14 protein-coding genes are annotated in these 15,483 nt (G+C 37.0%); 7 read left to right on the top strand and 7 right to left on the bottom strand.

Annotated features, from left to right (window positions below; genetic code table 11):
- The first annotated feature begins 46 nt into the window (after positions 1-46).
- A complete protein-coding gene (locus LV704_RS05315; protein ID WP_163421381.1) occupies positions 47-673 on the top strand; it encodes a hypothetical protein in 627 nt (208 codons plus the stop codon).
- Here the strand turns inward: LV704_RS05315 and LV704_RS05310 are convergent.
- Genes LV704_RS05310 through LV704_RS05290 form a run of 5 tightly spaced genes read right to left on the bottom strand, consistent with a single transcriptional unit; the run spans position 670 to position 5,066 of the window.
- The gene (locus LV704_RS05310) at positions 670-1,131 is read right to left on the bottom strand and encodes a GNAT family N-acetyltransferase (protein WP_163421382.1); all 462 of its coding nucleotides are present in this window, start codon (positions 1,129-1,131) and stop codon (positions 670-672) included. The two genes, LV704_RS05315 and LV704_RS05310, sit on opposite strands and share 4 nt — an antisense overlap.
- A gap of 2 nt (positions 1,132-1,133) precedes the next feature.
- Positions 1,134-3,770, bottom strand: a complete 2,637-nt coding sequence (locus LV704_RS05305; protein WP_163421383.1) for a DUF5916 domain-containing protein — start codon at positions 3,768-3,770, stop codon at positions 1,134-1,136.
- Positions 3,771-3,772: 2 nt separating this feature from the next.
- Complete coding sequence (locus LV704_RS05300) at positions 3,773-4,237, bottom strand: hypothetical protein (protein ID WP_163421384.1); 465 nt, start codon at positions 4,235-4,237, stop codon at positions 3,773-3,775.
- Positions 4,238-4,239: 2 nt separating this feature from the next.
- The gene (locus LV704_RS05295; RefSeq protein WP_163421385.1) at positions 4,240-4,530 is read right to left on the bottom strand and encodes a DUF1272 domain-containing protein; all 291 of its coding nucleotides are present in this window, start codon (positions 4,528-4,530) and stop codon (positions 4,240-4,242) included.
- Positions 4,530-5,066, bottom strand: coding sequence for a DinB family protein (locus LV704_RS05290; RefSeq protein WP_233782149.1), 537 nt, complete (start codon positions 5,064-5,066; stop codon positions 4,530-4,532). Before LV704_RS05290 ends, LV704_RS05295 begins: the two co-directional genes overlap by 1 nt.
- 110 nt (positions 5,067-5,176) lie before the next feature.
- Between LV704_RS05290 and LV704_RS05285 the strand changes: the two genes are divergently transcribed.
- Positions 5,177-5,620, top strand: a complete 444-nt coding sequence (locus tag LV704_RS05285; RefSeq protein WP_163421387.1) for an Lrp/AsnC family transcriptional regulator — start codon at positions 5,177-5,179, stop codon at positions 5,618-5,620.
- A 251-nt stretch (positions 5,621-5,871) separates the two neighbouring features.
- Here the strand turns inward: LV704_RS05285 and LV704_RS05280 are convergent, their stop codons facing one another.
- Together LV704_RS05280 and LV704_RS05275 are read right to left on the bottom strand one after the other, a co-directional pair.
- Positions 5,872-7,230 (bottom strand): sugar porter family MFS transporter, encoded by a 1,359-nt coding sequence (locus LV704_RS05280; RefSeq protein ID WP_163421388.1) that lies wholly within the window; start codon positions 7,228-7,230, stop codon positions 5,872-5,874.
- A gap of 32 nt (positions 7,231-7,262) precedes the next feature.
- Complete coding sequence (locus LV704_RS05275) at positions 7,263-8,423, bottom strand: glycosyltransferase N-terminal domain-containing protein (protein ID WP_317164628.1); 1,161 nt, start codon at positions 8,421-8,423, stop codon at positions 7,263-7,265.
- 165 nt (positions 8,424-8,588) lie between these two features.
- On the opposite strand from LV704_RS05275, the gene LV704_RS05270 reads away from it, so the two are divergent.
- From LV704_RS05270 to LV704_RS05250, 5 genes are all read left to right on the top strand, one after another.
- Positions 8,589-9,743 carry a DegT/DnrJ/EryC1/StrS aminotransferase family protein gene (locus LV704_RS05270; RefSeq protein ID WP_163421390.1) on the top strand — a complete coding sequence of 385 codons (1,155 nt, stop codon included), beginning with the start codon at positions 8,589-8,591 and terminating at the stop codon, positions 9,741-9,743.
- A gap of 6 nt (positions 9,744-9,749) precedes the next feature.
- Positions 9,750-10,766, top strand: a complete 1,017-nt coding sequence (gene galE / locus LV704_RS05265; RefSeq protein WP_163421391.1) for a UDP-glucose 4-epimerase GalE — start codon at positions 9,750-9,752, stop codon at positions 10,764-10,766.
- A 134-nt stretch (positions 10,767-10,900) separates the two neighbouring features.
- On the top strand, positions 10,901-12,178 hold the full coding sequence (locus tag LV704_RS05260; RefSeq protein ID WP_163421392.1) for an amidohydrolase family protein: 1,278 nt from the start codon (positions 10,901-10,903) through the stop codon (positions 12,176-12,178).
- Between the two features lie 32 nt (positions 12,179-12,210).
- Positions 12,211-12,567, top strand: coding sequence for a hypothetical protein (locus tag LV704_RS05255; RefSeq protein ID WP_163421393.1), 357 nt, complete (start codon positions 12,211-12,213; stop codon positions 12,565-12,567).
- Between the two features lie 97 nt (positions 12,568-12,664).
- Positions 12,665-15,460, top strand: a complete 2,796-nt coding sequence (locus LV704_RS05250) for a 2-oxoglutarate dehydrogenase E1 component (protein ID WP_163421394.1) — start codon at positions 12,665-12,667, stop codon at positions 15,458-15,460.
- The last annotated feature ends 23 nt before the right edge of the window (positions 15,461-15,483 follow it).

Here is a 15,483-nt window from a genome sequence, read left to right as displayed (position 1 = left end):
ACGGCCATATAGTTGAATAGCTAGAAGAATTATTAAACTTTTTCCAATGAAAACAAAAATAGTATGTCTTAGTATGTTGCTGTTATTAGGGTGTTCCTCTACAAAGCTTGTTAGTACTTGGAAAAACCCTGATATAGTTTTGTTTGATGCATATAAGGTTCTTGTGGTTGGAATGACCCAGGATGAAAATTTGAGAACAGAATTTGAGTCGAGACTTACCGAGAGGTTAAATGAAAAAGGAGTCGAGGCAGTGCGTAGTATAGATCTTTTTGATGTTGAATTTACATCTTCAGAAAAGTCAGAAGAAGAACTCTCAGAAGTTGAGGGACAGTTATTGGATAAAGGTTTTGATGCCATTCTTTTTACTAAAGTGGTTGGTACGGAAAACAGAAGGACGTTTAGAGAAAGAATGAGTAATCTAAATGAAATGTATACTCGTTTTAGCACAGATTACCTTGAACATCAAGACATTTATTACAATTCAGAATACTATGAGACATTCAATATCTATACCGTGGAAACTTCATTGTATTGCATATGTATTGATAAAGAAAGGGAGCTTATCTGGAGAAGCGATATAGATGTTCTAGAGCCTATGAAAATGGAGAAAACAATTGAATCATATATTAGGCTAATAGCTAATAAGATGGGAGAAGAGGACGTAATTTTTTAAAAACTATTATTTAAAAAGAATCGTTCCTTAGGTTTTGAAACAGCTCCTATTCGTTTATAAAATTTGATGGCACGGGTATTGAAATTAGGTGTTTGCCATTGTATACGTGTACACCCCATTTTTTTACCTTCCTCTTGGATTCTGGCCATTATTTTTTCTCCCAGTCCTAAGCCTCTTGCGTATTCTTTAAGAAAAATACAATCCATATAAATATATTCTTCTGCATCCCAAGTTGAATATTGTTTCATGTATGTTGCGTAGCCAATTATTGCGTGGTCATATACGACCACTATACAATATAGTTTTGGTGTTTCTAGAAATAAATCATTTAACAGGTCTTCTTTTTGAGTTGTAAGTCTATATTCAGTTTTTTCATAGGCAGCATGTGCTTTGCATAAAAGTATGATTTCATCTATATCTCCTGGTTGAACCAATCTAATGTTTGGGTTTATCTTCATGATTATCTTCTAAATCTGTATGTCACCTTTACTAGAAAAATGTTTTCCGGCCTAGTGTTTAAAATATTATTGTCAAGCCCTTCAAAAAGACCTTGATTAAAATCACCAAACTGTGATATGTCTTGGGACCAGACTAAATACAATTCAGATCCTGGAATATACTCCCATCGTAAAACCATATTTGACCGCCATTGCACAAATGAAAAATCTGGTTGAAAAAAACTGTAGTCTACGTTTCCATCGCTGTTTTCATCAATATTATAAGTTCCATTTACAAGTGTAAGTTGAGTGGGATCATAACTTTGAAATCTATTGTTGAATTGACTTGCTGTAGGGTTTGTGATATACTTTAAATTCTTATAAATACCTCTGGAAATAAATGGCTGCCCCCAATATTGCAGACTTAAATTTGGTGTAAGTATGTAATCAATACGTAAAGGGAAGCTCAATGTTTGTTGCTGAATACTTGCGTTGATGTATCTTGAATCATCATTAAAAAAAGAAGTGTTTACATATTGTAGTTCATCCCTATTCAGTGTGTAAGATGGTGCTATTGAAACCTGTAAAGCATTTGTAGGTTGATAGGTTATTTGTCCATTAATATTATAATTGAACAGGGCATTTTCAGCACCCCATGTGGCAGTATGGGTCATGTTCAATCGAAGTTTGTTTCTACTGTCAGATATTAAACCTTGCCTAATACCAAATTGAGAAGGAAATTTCAGTCGAGGACCACCTCGCAATGCAAAATTGGAGAAAATTAATGGCCTATAGGTGATGCCTCCGTTGATGAACCAGTTATTGTTGAGGTTGACAAATCCGTTAACATCAAATCTTGTGTCATTAAGATTACCACCAAAATCAAAAGAAGCTAAATGACGATAATTTAATGTATAAGACCTTACTTTTTCCATAGGTTTTGTGGTTCTATAGCTTAACCATGAATAGTGTCGAAAATCATCTGCTTGAATTTGAAAACCAATATCGTTTAGCTCAAGCTCGGGAGAGTTCCAAGCGCCCCCTGTTTCAAACCTCCAATTACCTGCCGCTTTGCCAATATTAATGTTTCCTCCTGTTCCGGTCAAAGATGTTCTTCCTGCATCCACATTTAGGTATGATGCCCCTTCTCTTTGAAATAATCGAATAAAAGAATTTTGGGTAGCGTTTATGGCTTCAGAAGTGCCGGTAACATGACTAAATATAAAGGTACTGTTTAGATACCAAGCACGATTTTTCCATTGATGTTTAAGGTCGATTCCACCACTATACGCAGCCTCGTGTAAAAAAGAAAGATTTTTAGTTTTGTTCCGGTTCGTGGCTGTAAATATTCCACCCAAAAAGGTATTTCTATTGTTAAAATCCTTTTGTAGCCTGCCCACTAAATAATTGGTGAATGGTTCTACAACTTGCTCCCTGTCGCCATTAGGGCCATTTATTTTTGCAGATTCTTCGGATGTCATACTTTCCAAAAGTCCAATGGACCACCCATTTTTTGTTTTCCCACTAAATTTTGTTGCACCAAGTATTGTGGTTGCATCTGGTTGTTCAGAGAATTCCCCTTGTTCAATATTGGCAAAACCTTGAGGGGAGCGCCCTATCCTTCTTGAATAAAAAATATTGTCAAACCCCAATGTGTATAGTGATTGAGAGGTTGAATAACGATAATCGAATATGTTTTTATTTTCAATAAAAAAGGGACGTTGTTCTGGAAAGAAAATTTGAAATCCATCCAATGCTATAGCGGATGGGTCTGCCTCAACTTGACCAAAATCAGGATTTATGGTAAAATCCAATGTAAGATCATTGGTGACTCCAATTTTTCCATCAAGCCCAGCATTTAATTGCTTGTCATTACCATCTCTAAATGGATTGCCATTTTCAGCTTCATAAGTCGTAAATGAGGAAACAACGTAGGGTTGAATTTCCAATTGTCTTTGTGGTTCTAAATTTTTTAAGCCATGCAGTTCTCCAAAACTACTTACCCAACCTGGGGCATTTATAGGACTTCTTTGCCATACTGAACGTTCTTCTTTTCTAAAATAGCGTCTTGTTGACTGTATTCCCCAGACTTGATTTGCACCTTTTCCAAAACGGAGTTGACTTAATGGAATTCGTATTTCTGCTGTCCACCCTTCTTGGTCAATGTTGGTTTTTGCATACCAAATTGGGTTCCAAGTGTTGTCCCAACTTCCGCCGTCATTGGTTATAAATTCCTCTCCCTTTACACCAGAAACTGAAAGCGTAAAAGAAAATGCTGTTCTTAGATCATGAAAACTGTCAATATTGATTTCTACCCAATCTCCGTCAAAACCGTCTCTTCTTGAAAGCCTTCTAACGATGCCATCGGGGTCTTTGTCATAGCATCTAAAGGCTACGTATAAGTTTTTTTCATCGTACACTATTTTAAGTTTGGTCTGTTCCGTGGGAGGAGTGTTTTCTTGAGGACTCAATTCTACATAATCACCGCTCCATGCTACCAATTCCCAAGAAGTATCATTTAACAAACCATCAATTTTAGGAGACTCCAAACCTTCAACAAAAGATGTGGTATAAATACGTTTTGGTATGGAATCTTGAGACAAAAGGGTTCCTGGCATTAAGCACAATAGTGCTAATGCAGTTAAGCATAAATATTTCATAATCAGTTTTTTATAACATCTTCTAAGTAATTGTTAAACCTTGGATTATCAGCGTTTAGAAGTACTTCCTTAATCCATGTTTTTCTTTCGTGTAAAAAAACCTCCAATTCCCAAACACATAATAGAGAATTAGTTCCGTAGGGCGATTTTCGGATAATATTGGGAGTTTCATAATCCACAAAATAGACTTTGGTTTCGATCATTTCACCGCCCGTCCACCAGTTTAAAAGTACCCAAACTCCTTCCCTGGCTTCATGAACAATTAAGAATGCAATTTTGTGAGAGGGAATATGTGATTCTGCAGCCCTATTGAGCCATATAGGAAGTTTAGCAACTACTTTTTGAAGAATATTAAAAGAAGTGAATTTTTCTTTATTCGTAATCGAATAGATTTTTATTTTCCAATTATCCACTTCTGATAGTTGCAAGAATTCAATTTTTCTCGGTTTATAGGTTTCAAATTGCATACTTATCTTTTTTTGGGAGGTGTGTCTTTTAATTTGGTCATTAGAATCTGTGCTTTTTCTAAATCTTTTGGAGCAAATACTCTTTTATGGCTAACAGGGTGCTTTAGCACCATATTTTTAGGTCTAATGGGCCTTTTCTCAAAATTGCCACCGCAGCTTGGACACACATTTTGAAAAACCTCCAAAGCACATGTAGTGCAATAAGTGCATTCAAAAGAGCATATCATCGCATCTGTTGAGGTGTTGGGTAAATCTTTATCACAATGTTCGCAGTTTGGCCTAATCGTTAGCATTATTTATCGAGGTATTTCTTATTAATAATTTCAGTATGCCATATTTCATGGCCAATAATTGTAAAGGCCGCTGCCCTCGCAGACATTGCACTGCCATTGGCATTACCTATACACTTCAAGTCATTTTCAGATAAACTATTCAACAAAAAAATTGATGATTGCCGAGTTGTTGAATATTCATTCAGTAGGCTTTCCATAGTTTTTTTATCAGCATTGGAAGGGGCCATGTAAATGCCTTGATCAAAACCGGCCAATGGGGTTTTGTCTTTTCTCGCGATTCTAAAACAGCGATACATAAAAATTCTTTCGGTATCTATTAGGTGCTGCAATATTTCCTTTATGCTCCACTTTTGCGGAGCATAACGATAGCCATGTTTTTTAATGGGGATAGTTTTAAAGAAACTGATTACCTGCTTTTGCCCTATTGCAAACCCTTCCTTTAAAGAAATACTAGTGGAAAGCTTGTCAATATAACGCTGATAGTATGAATCAAATTCATCTTGGTTTAAATCTTTAGGAGTCATAATTTGTTGCATTTGTGTGATATCAAAATTAAAACACCAAACTAAGACTTCAAATTATTAAATAATGTAATTATATTAATTTTAGTTATTTTTGAATGTTTTTTAATTAAATATAATAATAAATGAAGGTTGATAAATTGAATTGGGAAATTTTAGAAGCTTTACAAAGTGATGCAAGAGTGTCCTTAAAAGAGATTTCTCAAAAAATTGGACTAGCTTCTCCTACAGTGGCGGAACGAATTCAAAAAATGGAAGATGCGGGAATTATTGAAGGCTACAATACAAAGTTGAATATGCACGCTTTAGGCTATTCCCTGGGTGTTTATATTTCAATCAAAATCAGATTTGGTCAGGTTCAGCAGTTCGAGAATTACATTCCTTCGGTACCAGAAATCTGCGAATGCCACAAACTTACCGGGCATGATTGCATGCTAATGAGAGGTTATGTGCGTGATCCAAAGCACCTAGAGGATTTAAATACGAGACTTGCTGTCTACGGAGAATTGACAACGTCTTTAATATTGACCTCTATTGTAGATGGAAAGGTTTGTTCTGAACCTTTTTAACTTTTAAAAGTTTTTATGATGGCAATAAACCAAGAAAATCCAATAGAATACAAACGGGAATAGCAACCAATATAAGCACTAGCACAAATACCATCAGCCGTAAAAAGCCAACCAGCATTTTATTGCCAAAAGAAATTTCATCAGTCATAATAGTGTAATTTCTAACAATGTAAGGAATTATTCATGTATCAATTATAAATTCCACATTGTTATTCGATTAACGGGTAACTTTTAAGTATGTCCTGTATGGATTAATTGGATTTGGACTTGTTGGAACTTAATTTCTTGCCCAGTTCTTCTAAAGTTACTCCTTTTGTTTCTGGCATTGCAAAAATCACCCATAGCAATTGAAGCACCATCATTAAGGCAAAGAACAAGAAAATGGGCCAAGGGTTCTCTCGAAAAATTCCTTTATCAGCATCCAAGAAAATTGGGGTGACCAAAGTTATGACAGCGGCAAAAATCCAATGTGTGCCAGTGCCCCAAGATTGGCCAGAGGCCCGTACGTTATTTGGGAATATTTCAGAAATAAACACCCATATTACTGCTCCCTGTCCAATGGCATGTGATGCAATGAAAACCAAAATAAAAGCTAGCAACAAGGTCGAACTGGCATCTGCATAAAAACACCAACCCACCATAGCCAAACTCATAATATAACCTAAGGAGCCAATTTTCATTAATTGTTTACGCCCCAGACGATCAATTAAGCGGATGCCTATGAGCGTAAAAACTAGATTTACAATACCAATGGAAATAGAGCTGAACAAAGATTCCTTTGATGCTAGACCTGCACGCTCCAATATTTCTGGTGCATAGTAGAGTACAAAATTTATACCTGAAAGTTGGTTGAAAAATGCTATTAAAAAAGCTAACAACAATTGTTTCTTGTATTTTCCAGAAAAGAGCTTTTCCTTGGAAAAAGTTTTCCCAAGTGCTTCTTTAATTTCTTGTAACCTAAGTTTGGCCACTTCCGCGTTGGTAATAAACTCCAAAGCTTTAAGCGCCTCCTTCTCATCTTGTTTTTTGGTAATAAGCCATCTTGGACTATTGGGAATGTAAAAAACCATTGCTGTATATGCCAAGGCAGGAACAGCTTCAATACCTAGCATCCATCGCCAATCGTTGGCACCGTCAAAACCTTTTAGTAAATAGTTGGATATAAAAGCAATGAAAATACCAAAGACAATATTGAATTGGTACATAGCACCGAGCTTTCCTCTGTTTTCAGGTGTGGAAATTTCTGAAATATAAATAGGTGCTGCTACAGATGAAGCTCCAACTCCAACACCGCCAATAAACCTGAAGAATGAAAAAAGATAAGGGTCTTGAGCTACAGAGGAGCCAAGAGCAGAGATAAAATAAAGTATCCCAATCCATATTAAGGTCTTTTTTCTACCTAATTTATCGCAGGGGATTCCTCCAAATAGTGAACCCAAAACAGTTCCCCATAAAGCCATGCTCATAATAAAAACCCCATGAAAAAGGGGAGAGGTGTCCCAAAGTTCCTTAATGGGTAGATTAGCTCCTGATATGACAACCGTGTCAAAACCAAATAAAAAACCCGCTAAAGCAGCGGTGAGCGAAATCTTAAATATGCGATTGTTCATAGTAAGTTGATTTTCTTAAAACTAGGAAAAAATTAAAGAACAGATTCAATGTAGGTCATAACCTGCTCCGTTGCACCTATATTTTTGCTGATGTATTTTGAATTGATTTTACCAGTGCTTTCTCTGAAGTCACTATCGTTAATGAAGCGTTTCATCAATTCGTTGAACTCCTTGTTATTTGCAATAACCTGTATCCCTTTTTCTTCAACCAAATCCTCTGCCTCCTTAAACCCGTTATATTTTGGGCCAATAACTACAGGTATGCCATAAACTGCTGGTTCCAAAGTGTTGTGCAGGCCAGTTTCAAAAGCGCCGCCCACATAGGCTATATCAGCATAGCTATAAATTTTTGTCAAAAGCCCAATGGTGTCTATAACGATTACATCAAAATTGGAAAGGTCTTCTCCTTTTATTTTTGAAAAGCAAATCGATTTTTTTGAAATACTGCTTTTTAATCTTTCAACATGAATTTCTTTAATGGTATGCGGAGCAATGACATATTTTAATTGTTCACTCGAGATGTTGATCCAGTTGACCAAGATTTCTTCATCTTGAGGCCATGTACTGCCTGCTACCAAACAGTGATTATCTTTTTTAAACTCGCTCATAAAATCTAAGTAATTGTCTCTTTGTAAAATTTCCAAGACGCGATCAAAACGAGTGTCACCACTAACCGTTACATTTTTAAAATCTATGGATGATAATAGGTCTTTTGAGTTTTTATCCTGAACAAAAAAATGAGAAAAAGTTTTCAGGCTATTTCTCATAAAACCACCAAAAGGTTTGAAAAAGATTTGCCTATTGGAGAATATGGCAGAAACCAATACGGTCGGAATATTTCTTTGTCTCAATTCATAAAGGTAATTGGGCCAAATTTCATACTTTATAAAAATTGCAAGTTCTGGCTTGACCATGTCAAGAAATTTTTTCGTGTTGGATATGGTATCCATGGGTAGATAGACAACAATATCGGCAATGGGAGTATTTTTCTTTACCTCGTAACCAGATGGGGAAAAAAAGGTAAGTGCAATTTTATGGGATGGGTAGTCGGATTTTATTTTTTCCAAAATAGGAAGCCCCTGTTCGTATTCCCCCAAAGACGCAACGTGCATCCAGATAAACCGATCATCTTTGGATGTTTTTGTGCTCAACTGTTTAAATACGCCCATTCTCCCAGAGACAAACAATTTCATTTTGGTGCTAAAAATCGCAATGATCCTTAAAACAATCCAAGAGAGCGTAATTAAAAAGTTGTAAACGAAGCGCACAAACATCATATTTCCGCTAAAATACATTCTTTCATCAATAGGTGGTTATGGTGCCTTAATTTCTTAATTTTATGCCATAATATATCTTGGATGAAGAAAATACAAATGGTTGACCTAAAAAGTCAATATGAAGGTATAAAAGATGAAGTGAACAATTCGATTTCAGAAGTTCTAGATTCTTCAGCTTTTATTAATGGGCCTCAAGTTCATGCTTTTCAAAAGGAATTGGAAGCATATCTGAATGTTAAGCATGTAATTCCATGCGCAAATGGAACAGATGCACTTCAAATATGTATGATGGGTCTTGGTCTACAACCCGGAGATGAGGTTATCACGGCGGACTTTACATTTGCTGCCACAGTGGAAGTCATAGCCCTTCTAAATCTTACTCCTGTTTTAGTTGATGTTGAGCCCGATACTTTCAATATTGATATAAAAGCCATTGAGAAAGCAATTACACCAAAAACAAAAGCTATAGTTCCGGTGCACTTGTTTGGACAATGTGCAGATATGGATGCAATAATGCAATTGGCTGAAAAGCATAATTTGTATGTAATCGAGGATAATGCTCAAGCAATTGGTGCAACCTATACTTCTCAAAGTGGAGAAAAACGAAAAGCGGGAACTATTGGGCACGTTGCTTCTACATCCTTTTTTCCGTCAAAAAACCTCGGATGTTATGGAGATGGTGGAGCTATTTTTACGAATGATGATGATTTGGCCCACACCATCCGTGGAATAGTAAATCATGGTATGTATAAAAGATATCATCATGACGTGGTTGGTGTAAATTCCAGACTAGATTCCATCCAAGCGGCTGTCTTAAGAGCAAAACTTCCTAATTTGGACAACTATAATAGAAAACGAAGGGAAGCTGCCAGAAAATATTCAGAGGCCTTTAAAGGGCATAGTAATATAGTGGTTCCTAAGACGGTAAATAGTTGTGATGGAATCTGCGGCCCATGTGATTGTCATGTTTTTCATCAATATACCTTACGAATATTGAACGAAAAAAGAGACGGATTGGTGCAACATTTAAATGATAACAACGTTCCTTGTGGAGTGTATTATCCAATTCCTTTGCACAGCCAAAAAGCATACGTGGATGAACGCTATAATGAAGCTGATTTTCCAGTGACCAATCAATTGATAAAGGAAGTGATTTCACTTCCTATGCATACAGAACTGGATGATGAGCAAATTCAATTTATAACCAATTTGGTCATAGATTTTGTAAACCAATAATTAAGCATGAAAGTACTTGTAACAGGAGGTTTGGGATTTATAGGTTCTCATACCGTAGTTGAACTTCAGAATGAAGGTTTTGAGGTGGTAATCATTGATAACTTATCCAATTCTTCTGAAGATGTTTTGGTAGGTATCGAGGCGATTTCGGGGAAGAAACCCATTTTTGAGAAAATGGATCTTCGCAACAAGACTGATGTTCAACAATTCTTTGCAAAACATAATAATATTGAAGGTGTAATTCATTTTGCAGCTTCCAAAGCAGTTGGAGAAAGTGTTGAAAACCCACTTTTGTATTATGAAAACAACCTTGGGGTTTTGGTGTATATGCTTCAAGAGCTTACAAAACAAGATAAGTCCAATTTTATATTTAGTTCTTCCTGTACTGTGTATGGACAGGCAGATAAACTTCCCATTACTGAAGATGCTCCAGTAAAACCTGCTGAATCACCTTATGGAAATACAAAACAAGTTGGTGAAGAAATTATAAAAGACACTTGCAATGTAAATCCGCAACTAGCGGCAATTGCACTTCGGTATTTTAACCCCATAGGAGCGCATCCGACAGTAGAAATAGGGGAGTTGCCCATAGGTGTTCCCCAAAATTTACTTCCATACATAACACAAACGGGAATAGGTCTTAGAGAGCAATTATCTGTTTTTGGTGATGATTACCCAACGGAGGACGGTACATGTATTCGGGATTATATTCATGTGGTTGATGTAGCAAAAGCCCATGTAGTTGCTTTAAAGCGATTGCTAAATCAAAAAAACGAAGCGAATTACGAAGTATTCAATCTCGGGACAGGGAAAGGTAGTTCTGTGCTAGAGGTAATTCATAGTTTTGAAAAAGTATCAGGGAAAAATTTGAACTATAAAATAGTGGATAGAAGGCCTGGAGATGTAATTCAAGCTTACGCAGACACTAAAAAAGCGAACCAAATTCTTGGCTGGAAAGCTCAGTCTACATTAGATGATTCCATGAAATCTGCATGGGACTGGGAACAAAAGATTAGAAATTAGGAATACAAAACGTAAATGGAAGCCCATCTTTAGATGGGTTTTTTTATTGAATTAATTTCAGGTCGTAGAATTTCTTATTGTAGAGAAGGAATGTATGCTTATTTTTAAGACACAAATTAGCTAATTCAAAAAATATGAAAAACGTCCTCTTAGTATTCGTCTCATTATTTACTTCAATCCTCTTCGCCCAGGAAACCTATCTTCAATGTGGCAAAATAGTTGATGTGCAGTCTGGAAAAGTGCTTTCGGAAAAGACCATTGTTGTTTCGGGGAATAGTATCAAATCCATTCAAAACGGATACAAAACAGGCGGTGCAGAAGACAAAGTCGTTGACTTAAAAAACAAAACGGTACTCCCTGGATTTATCGATTTACACATTCATATAGAAGGACAGTCCAGTCCCAGTGCCTATATTCAAAGATTTACGGATAATGAAGCGGATGTGGCCTTTCAGTCCACAGTGTATGCCAAAAATACTTTAATGGCGGGGTTTACAACGGTACGTGATTTAGGTGGGAGTGGAGTAAACATAGCACTTAGAAAAGCTATCAATAAAGGTAGTGTTGTAGGTCCTAGAATTTTTACTGCTGGAAAGGCCATTGGAACAACTGGTGGACATGCAGACCCAACCAATGGAATGAAAAAGTCTTTAATGGGGGATCCTGGTCCAAAAGAGGGAGTTGTCAATTCTCCTGAAGATGGAAAAAAAGCAGTAAGACAACGTTATAAAGATGGGGCAGATGTTATCAAAATTACTGCTACGGGCGGAGTTTTGAGTGTTGCAAAGAGTGGTCAAAATCCACAATTTACGATTGAGGAAATAAAAGCAATTACTGATACTGCGAAGGATTATAATATGCTTACTGCTGCTCACGCACATGGGGATGAAGGAATGCAACGCGCTGTAAAAGGAGGAATCAAAACTATAGAACATGGAACATTGATGAGTGAAGAAACCATGGATTTAATGATTCAGCATAATTCGTACTTAGTGCCGACCATTACGGCAGGCAAACAAGTGACGGAGAAAGCAAAAATACCTGGATATTTTCCAGAAGTGGTCGCGCAAAAAGCAAGAGATATAGGGCCTAAAATACAGGGAATGTTTCAAAGAGCTTATAAAAAAGGAGTTCCAATTGCTTTTGGAACAGATGCTGGGGTTTTTCCACATGGTGAAAACGCAAGGGAATTTAGTTATATGGTTGAAGCTGGAATGCCTATAATGGCAGCTCTAAAATCTGCTACGGTAACCAATGCGGAACTTTTGGGAATGGGCAGTAATCTAGGCCAATTAAAGGAAAACTTTTTAGCGGATATTGTTGCTGTAGATGAAAACCCCAAGGATAATGTGGAAACATTAAAAAATGTTGTATTTGTGATGAAAGAGGGGGAAATATATAAATCTGAATAAGTCTTTCTCGGGAAGTTGTACGTAAATAAAGTATGCTGATTAACTTCAATAACAGTCAAGAATTATTGGAAACGGCTCAAAAGGAGTCGCTCTACCAAAAACTGCTCACGCAAATAAAAAAGGATTTTGAAATGGCCAATGCTAGGCTAGAGTTCAACATGGATATAAAACCCCAAGAACTTAGAAAAATCTTGCATGAAAAAATATATTTCTTGATTTTAGAAAAGTTTCAAGAATATCTGAACCTTTTGTATGTTGTGGATATTCCAGAAAGCGCGGTAAAGAAAATTCAAGCTGAAGATGCGGTGGATACTTCTGCAGAAGTATGTTTTTTACTTTTAAAAAGGGAGTTGCAGAAAGTTTGGTTTAAGGACAAATATAGCTCCTGAAAGATTTTTTCGATTATGATTAAGTTTGTTGACCTACCTCTGGTAATTGTTGTATTTTTGGTTAAATTTTTCAGATAGGTTTTAGTAGAAACTGTCTATGGATAAATATTCTTTTTTAAACGCTGCGCATACGTCATTCTTTGCGGAGCAATATGATAAATACCTAACAAGCCCAGATAGTCTTGAACCTAGTTGGAGGGCTTTCTTTCAAGGATTTGATTTTGGACTTGAGAGCTCGTTGGACGAGTTGGATGTAGCTTCGGAAAACGGGTCATTGACCTTGGCCAACGGTCAAGAAATAGAGATTCCACAATCCTTGCAAAAGGAATTCCAGGTGATACGTCTGATTGATGGTTACCGCTCTCGTGGGCATTTGTTTACACAGACAAATCCGGTAAGGGAAAGAAGAAGGTATGAACCATCATTGGAGGTATCCAATTTTGGATTGGCAGATGAGGATATGGGTACTGTTTTTGATGCGGGCAAAGTTATTGGTATCGGACCAAGTTCCCTTAAAAATATCATCGCCCATTTAGAACGGATTTATTGTGATGCTATTGGTGTGGAGTACATGTATATTCGTACACCGGAGCGTATTCAATGGATTCAAGATTGGCTTAACATAAATGACAATCGGCCAACTTTTTCTGCTGATGAAAAGAAAAACATTCTCAGAAAGCTTAATGAAGCAGTTTCTTTTGAAAGTTTTTTACATACCAAATATGTTGGACAAAAACGTTTTTCCCTTGAGGGTGGAGAATCGTTGATTCCTGCATTGGATGTTATTATTGAAAAAGCAGCCGGTGCTGGTGTAAAACAGTTTGTCATGGGGATGGCCCATCGAGGGCGTTTAAGTGTTTTGACCAATATTTTTGGCAAATCACCAAAAGATATCTTTAGCGAGTTTGATGGAAAGGATTATGAGGAGGCTATCTTTGATGGAGATGTAAAATATCACTTAGGATGGACGTCCATGCGAGAGACGGATTCAGGGAAAATGGTCAATATGAACATTGCTCCAAATCCATCGCACTTAGAAACGGTTAATGGCATCGTGGAAGGAATTGCCCGCGCAAAACAAGATCGTCACCACCAAGAAAATGTTTCAGAGGTACTTCCAATTTTGGTACATGGAGATGCAGCTTTTGCAGGACAGGGCATTGTATATGAAGTAATACAAATGGCTCGGTTAGATGGTTATCATACAGGGGGTACCATTCATATTGTGGTCAACAACCAAATAGGATTTACAACCAACTATTTAGATGCAAGGTCGTCTACCTACTGTACAGATGTTGGTAAAGTAACCTTATCGCCCGTTCTACATGTAAATGCAGATGACGCAGAGGCCGTAGTGCATGCCGCAACTTTTGCATTGGAGTATAGAATGCGTTTTAAGAGAGATGTTTTCTTAGATTTATTGGGCTACCGAAAATATGGACATAATGAAGGTGATGAGCCTAAATTTACACAACCCTTGTTGTATAAATCCATATCTAAGCACCCTAACCCAAGGGATATTTATGCAGAGAAACTGATTGCCGAAGGTGTCATTGATAAAGAATATGTAAAGAATCTTGAGGTGGAATATAAGAAAAGCCTTGAGGAAGATTTATTGGATTCCCGTAAAGTTGAAAAGACAAGAATTACACCATTTATGAAAGATGAATGGGAAGGATTCAGTCAAATGGCAGAAGATGCTATGTTGGGTTCAATAGATACTTCATATGAGTTGAAGAAGCTTGATGAAATAGCAAAAAGTATTACCGTTCTTCCAGAAGGAAAGAAATTTCTTAGAAAGTTGGAGCGATTGGTTGGAGCAAGGAACAAAATGTACTTTGAGGATAATCAATTGGATTGGGCCATGGGAGAACTTTTGGCTTATGGTTCATTGATTGAAGAAGGCTATGATGTCCGTATGACAGGTCAAGATGTGGAGAGGGGAACTTTCTCACATCGTCATGCCGTTATCAAAACCGAGATGCATGAAGAAGAGGTGACTTTGTTAAATGAGTTGGGTGAAAATCAAAATGGAAAATTCCATATCTATAATTCATTGCTTTCAGAATATGCGGTAATGGGCTTTGATTATGGTTACGCCATGGCAAGTCCCAAAACCTTGACTATTTGGGAGGCTCAATTTGGAGATTTTAGCAATGGAGCTCAAATAGTAATTGATCAATACCTTTCTTCTGCTGAAGATAAATGGAAGCTACAAAATGGATTAGTACTTTTGTTGCCTCACGGATATGAGGGGCAGGGAGCGGAACATTCATCCGCTAGAATGGAAAGATATCTTCAGTTATGCGCTAAGGATAATATGTATGTGGCAGATGTAACCACTCCGGCCAATATGTACCATTTATTGCGAAGACAAATGAAGGCCGGTTTTAGAAAACCATTGATTGTTTTTACGCCTAAGAGTTTATTGAGGCACCCAAAAGTATTGTCCACTAAAGAAGAAATGGCCAATGGAAGTTTCCAGCCACTAATTGATGACGATAAGGCCAGTGCATCCAAAGTAAAAACATTGGTGTTCTGTACAGGTAAGTTCTATTATGATCTATTGAGCAAGAAGGAAGAATTAAAAAGAGATGATGTGGCATTGGTTAGATTGGAACAATTATTTCCATTGCCGGTGAAAGAGATGCGAAGCATTGTCAAAAAATATAAAAATGCGGATGATGTGGTTTGGGCCCAAGAAGAACCAAGAAATATGGGAGCTTGGGGTCACTTATTGATGCATTTAGACGAGGCAAAACAATTTAGGGTGGCATCCAGAAGATTTTATGGAGCTCCGGCCGCAGGTAGTGCGGTGCGTTCCCAAAGAAGGCATGCCCAAGTAATAGAATATGTCTTTGACAAGAGCAAGGACAACATGGTAAGAAGATAATTTACAAAGCATTAAAACTAGAA

It is taken from the genome of Flagellimonas sp. CMM7, assembly GCF_021390195.1.
In the GTDB taxonomy this organism is placed as follows: domain Bacteria; phylum Bacteroidota; class Bacteroidia; order Flavobacteriales; family Flavobacteriaceae; genus Flagellimonas.
The sequence above is the reverse complement of the archived record's forward strand: the minus strand, read 5'-3'. Positions and strand labels throughout refer to the sequence as shown.

Excerpts from the sequence above, each read along its gene's own strand:
- LV704_RS05315 (WP_163421381.1), top strand. The coding sequence starts at position 47 with ATGAAAACAAAAATAGTATGTCTTAGTATGTTGCTGTTATTAGGGTGT.
- LV704_RS05310 (WP_163421382.1), bottom strand. The coding sequence starts at position 1,131 with ATGAAGATAAACCCAAACATTAGATTGGTTCAACCAGGAGATATAGAT.
- LV704_RS05305 (WP_163421383.1), bottom strand. The coding sequence starts at position 3,770 with ATGAAATATTTATGCTTAACTGCATTAGCACTATTGTGCTTAATGCCA.
- LV704_RS05300 (WP_163421384.1), bottom strand. The coding sequence starts at position 4,237 with ATGCAATTTGAAACCTATAAACCGAGAAAAATTGAATTCTTGCAACTA.
- LV704_RS05295 (WP_163421385.1), bottom strand. The coding sequence starts at position 4,530 with ATGCTAACGATTAGGCCAAACTGCGAACATTGTGATAAAGATTTACCC.
- LV704_RS05290 (WP_233782149.1), bottom strand. The coding sequence starts at position 5,066 with ATGCAACAAATTATGACTCCTAAAGATTTAAACCAAGATGAATTTGAT.
- LV704_RS05285 (WP_163421387.1), top strand. The coding sequence starts at position 5,177 with ATGAAGGTTGATAAATTGAATTGGGAAATTTTAGAAGCTTTACAAAGT.
- LV704_RS05280 (WP_163421388.1), bottom strand. The coding sequence starts at position 7,230 with ATGAACAATCGCATATTTAAGATTTCGCTCACCGCTGCTTTAGCGGGT.
- LV704_RS05275 (WP_317164628.1), bottom strand. The coding sequence starts at position 8,423 with ATGAAATTGTTTGTCTCTGGGAGAATGGGCGTATTTAAACAGTTGAGC.
- LV704_RS05270 (WP_163421390.1), top strand. The coding sequence starts at position 8,589 with ATGAAGAAAATACAAATGGTTGACCTAAAAAGTCAATATGAAGGTATA.
- galE (WP_163421391.1), top strand. The coding sequence starts at position 9,750 with ATGAAAGTACTTGTAACAGGAGGTTTGGGATTTATAGGTTCTCATACC.
- LV704_RS05260 (WP_163421392.1), top strand. The coding sequence starts at position 10,901 with ATGAAAAACGTCCTCTTAGTATTCGTCTCATTATTTACTTCAATCCTC.
- LV704_RS05255 (WP_163421393.1), top strand. The coding sequence starts at position 12,211 with ATGCTGATTAACTTCAATAACAGTCAAGAATTATTGGAAACGGCTCAA.
- LV704_RS05250 (WP_163421394.1), top strand. The coding sequence starts at position 12,665 with ATGGATAAATATTCTTTTTTAAACGCTGCGCATACGTCATTCTTTGCG.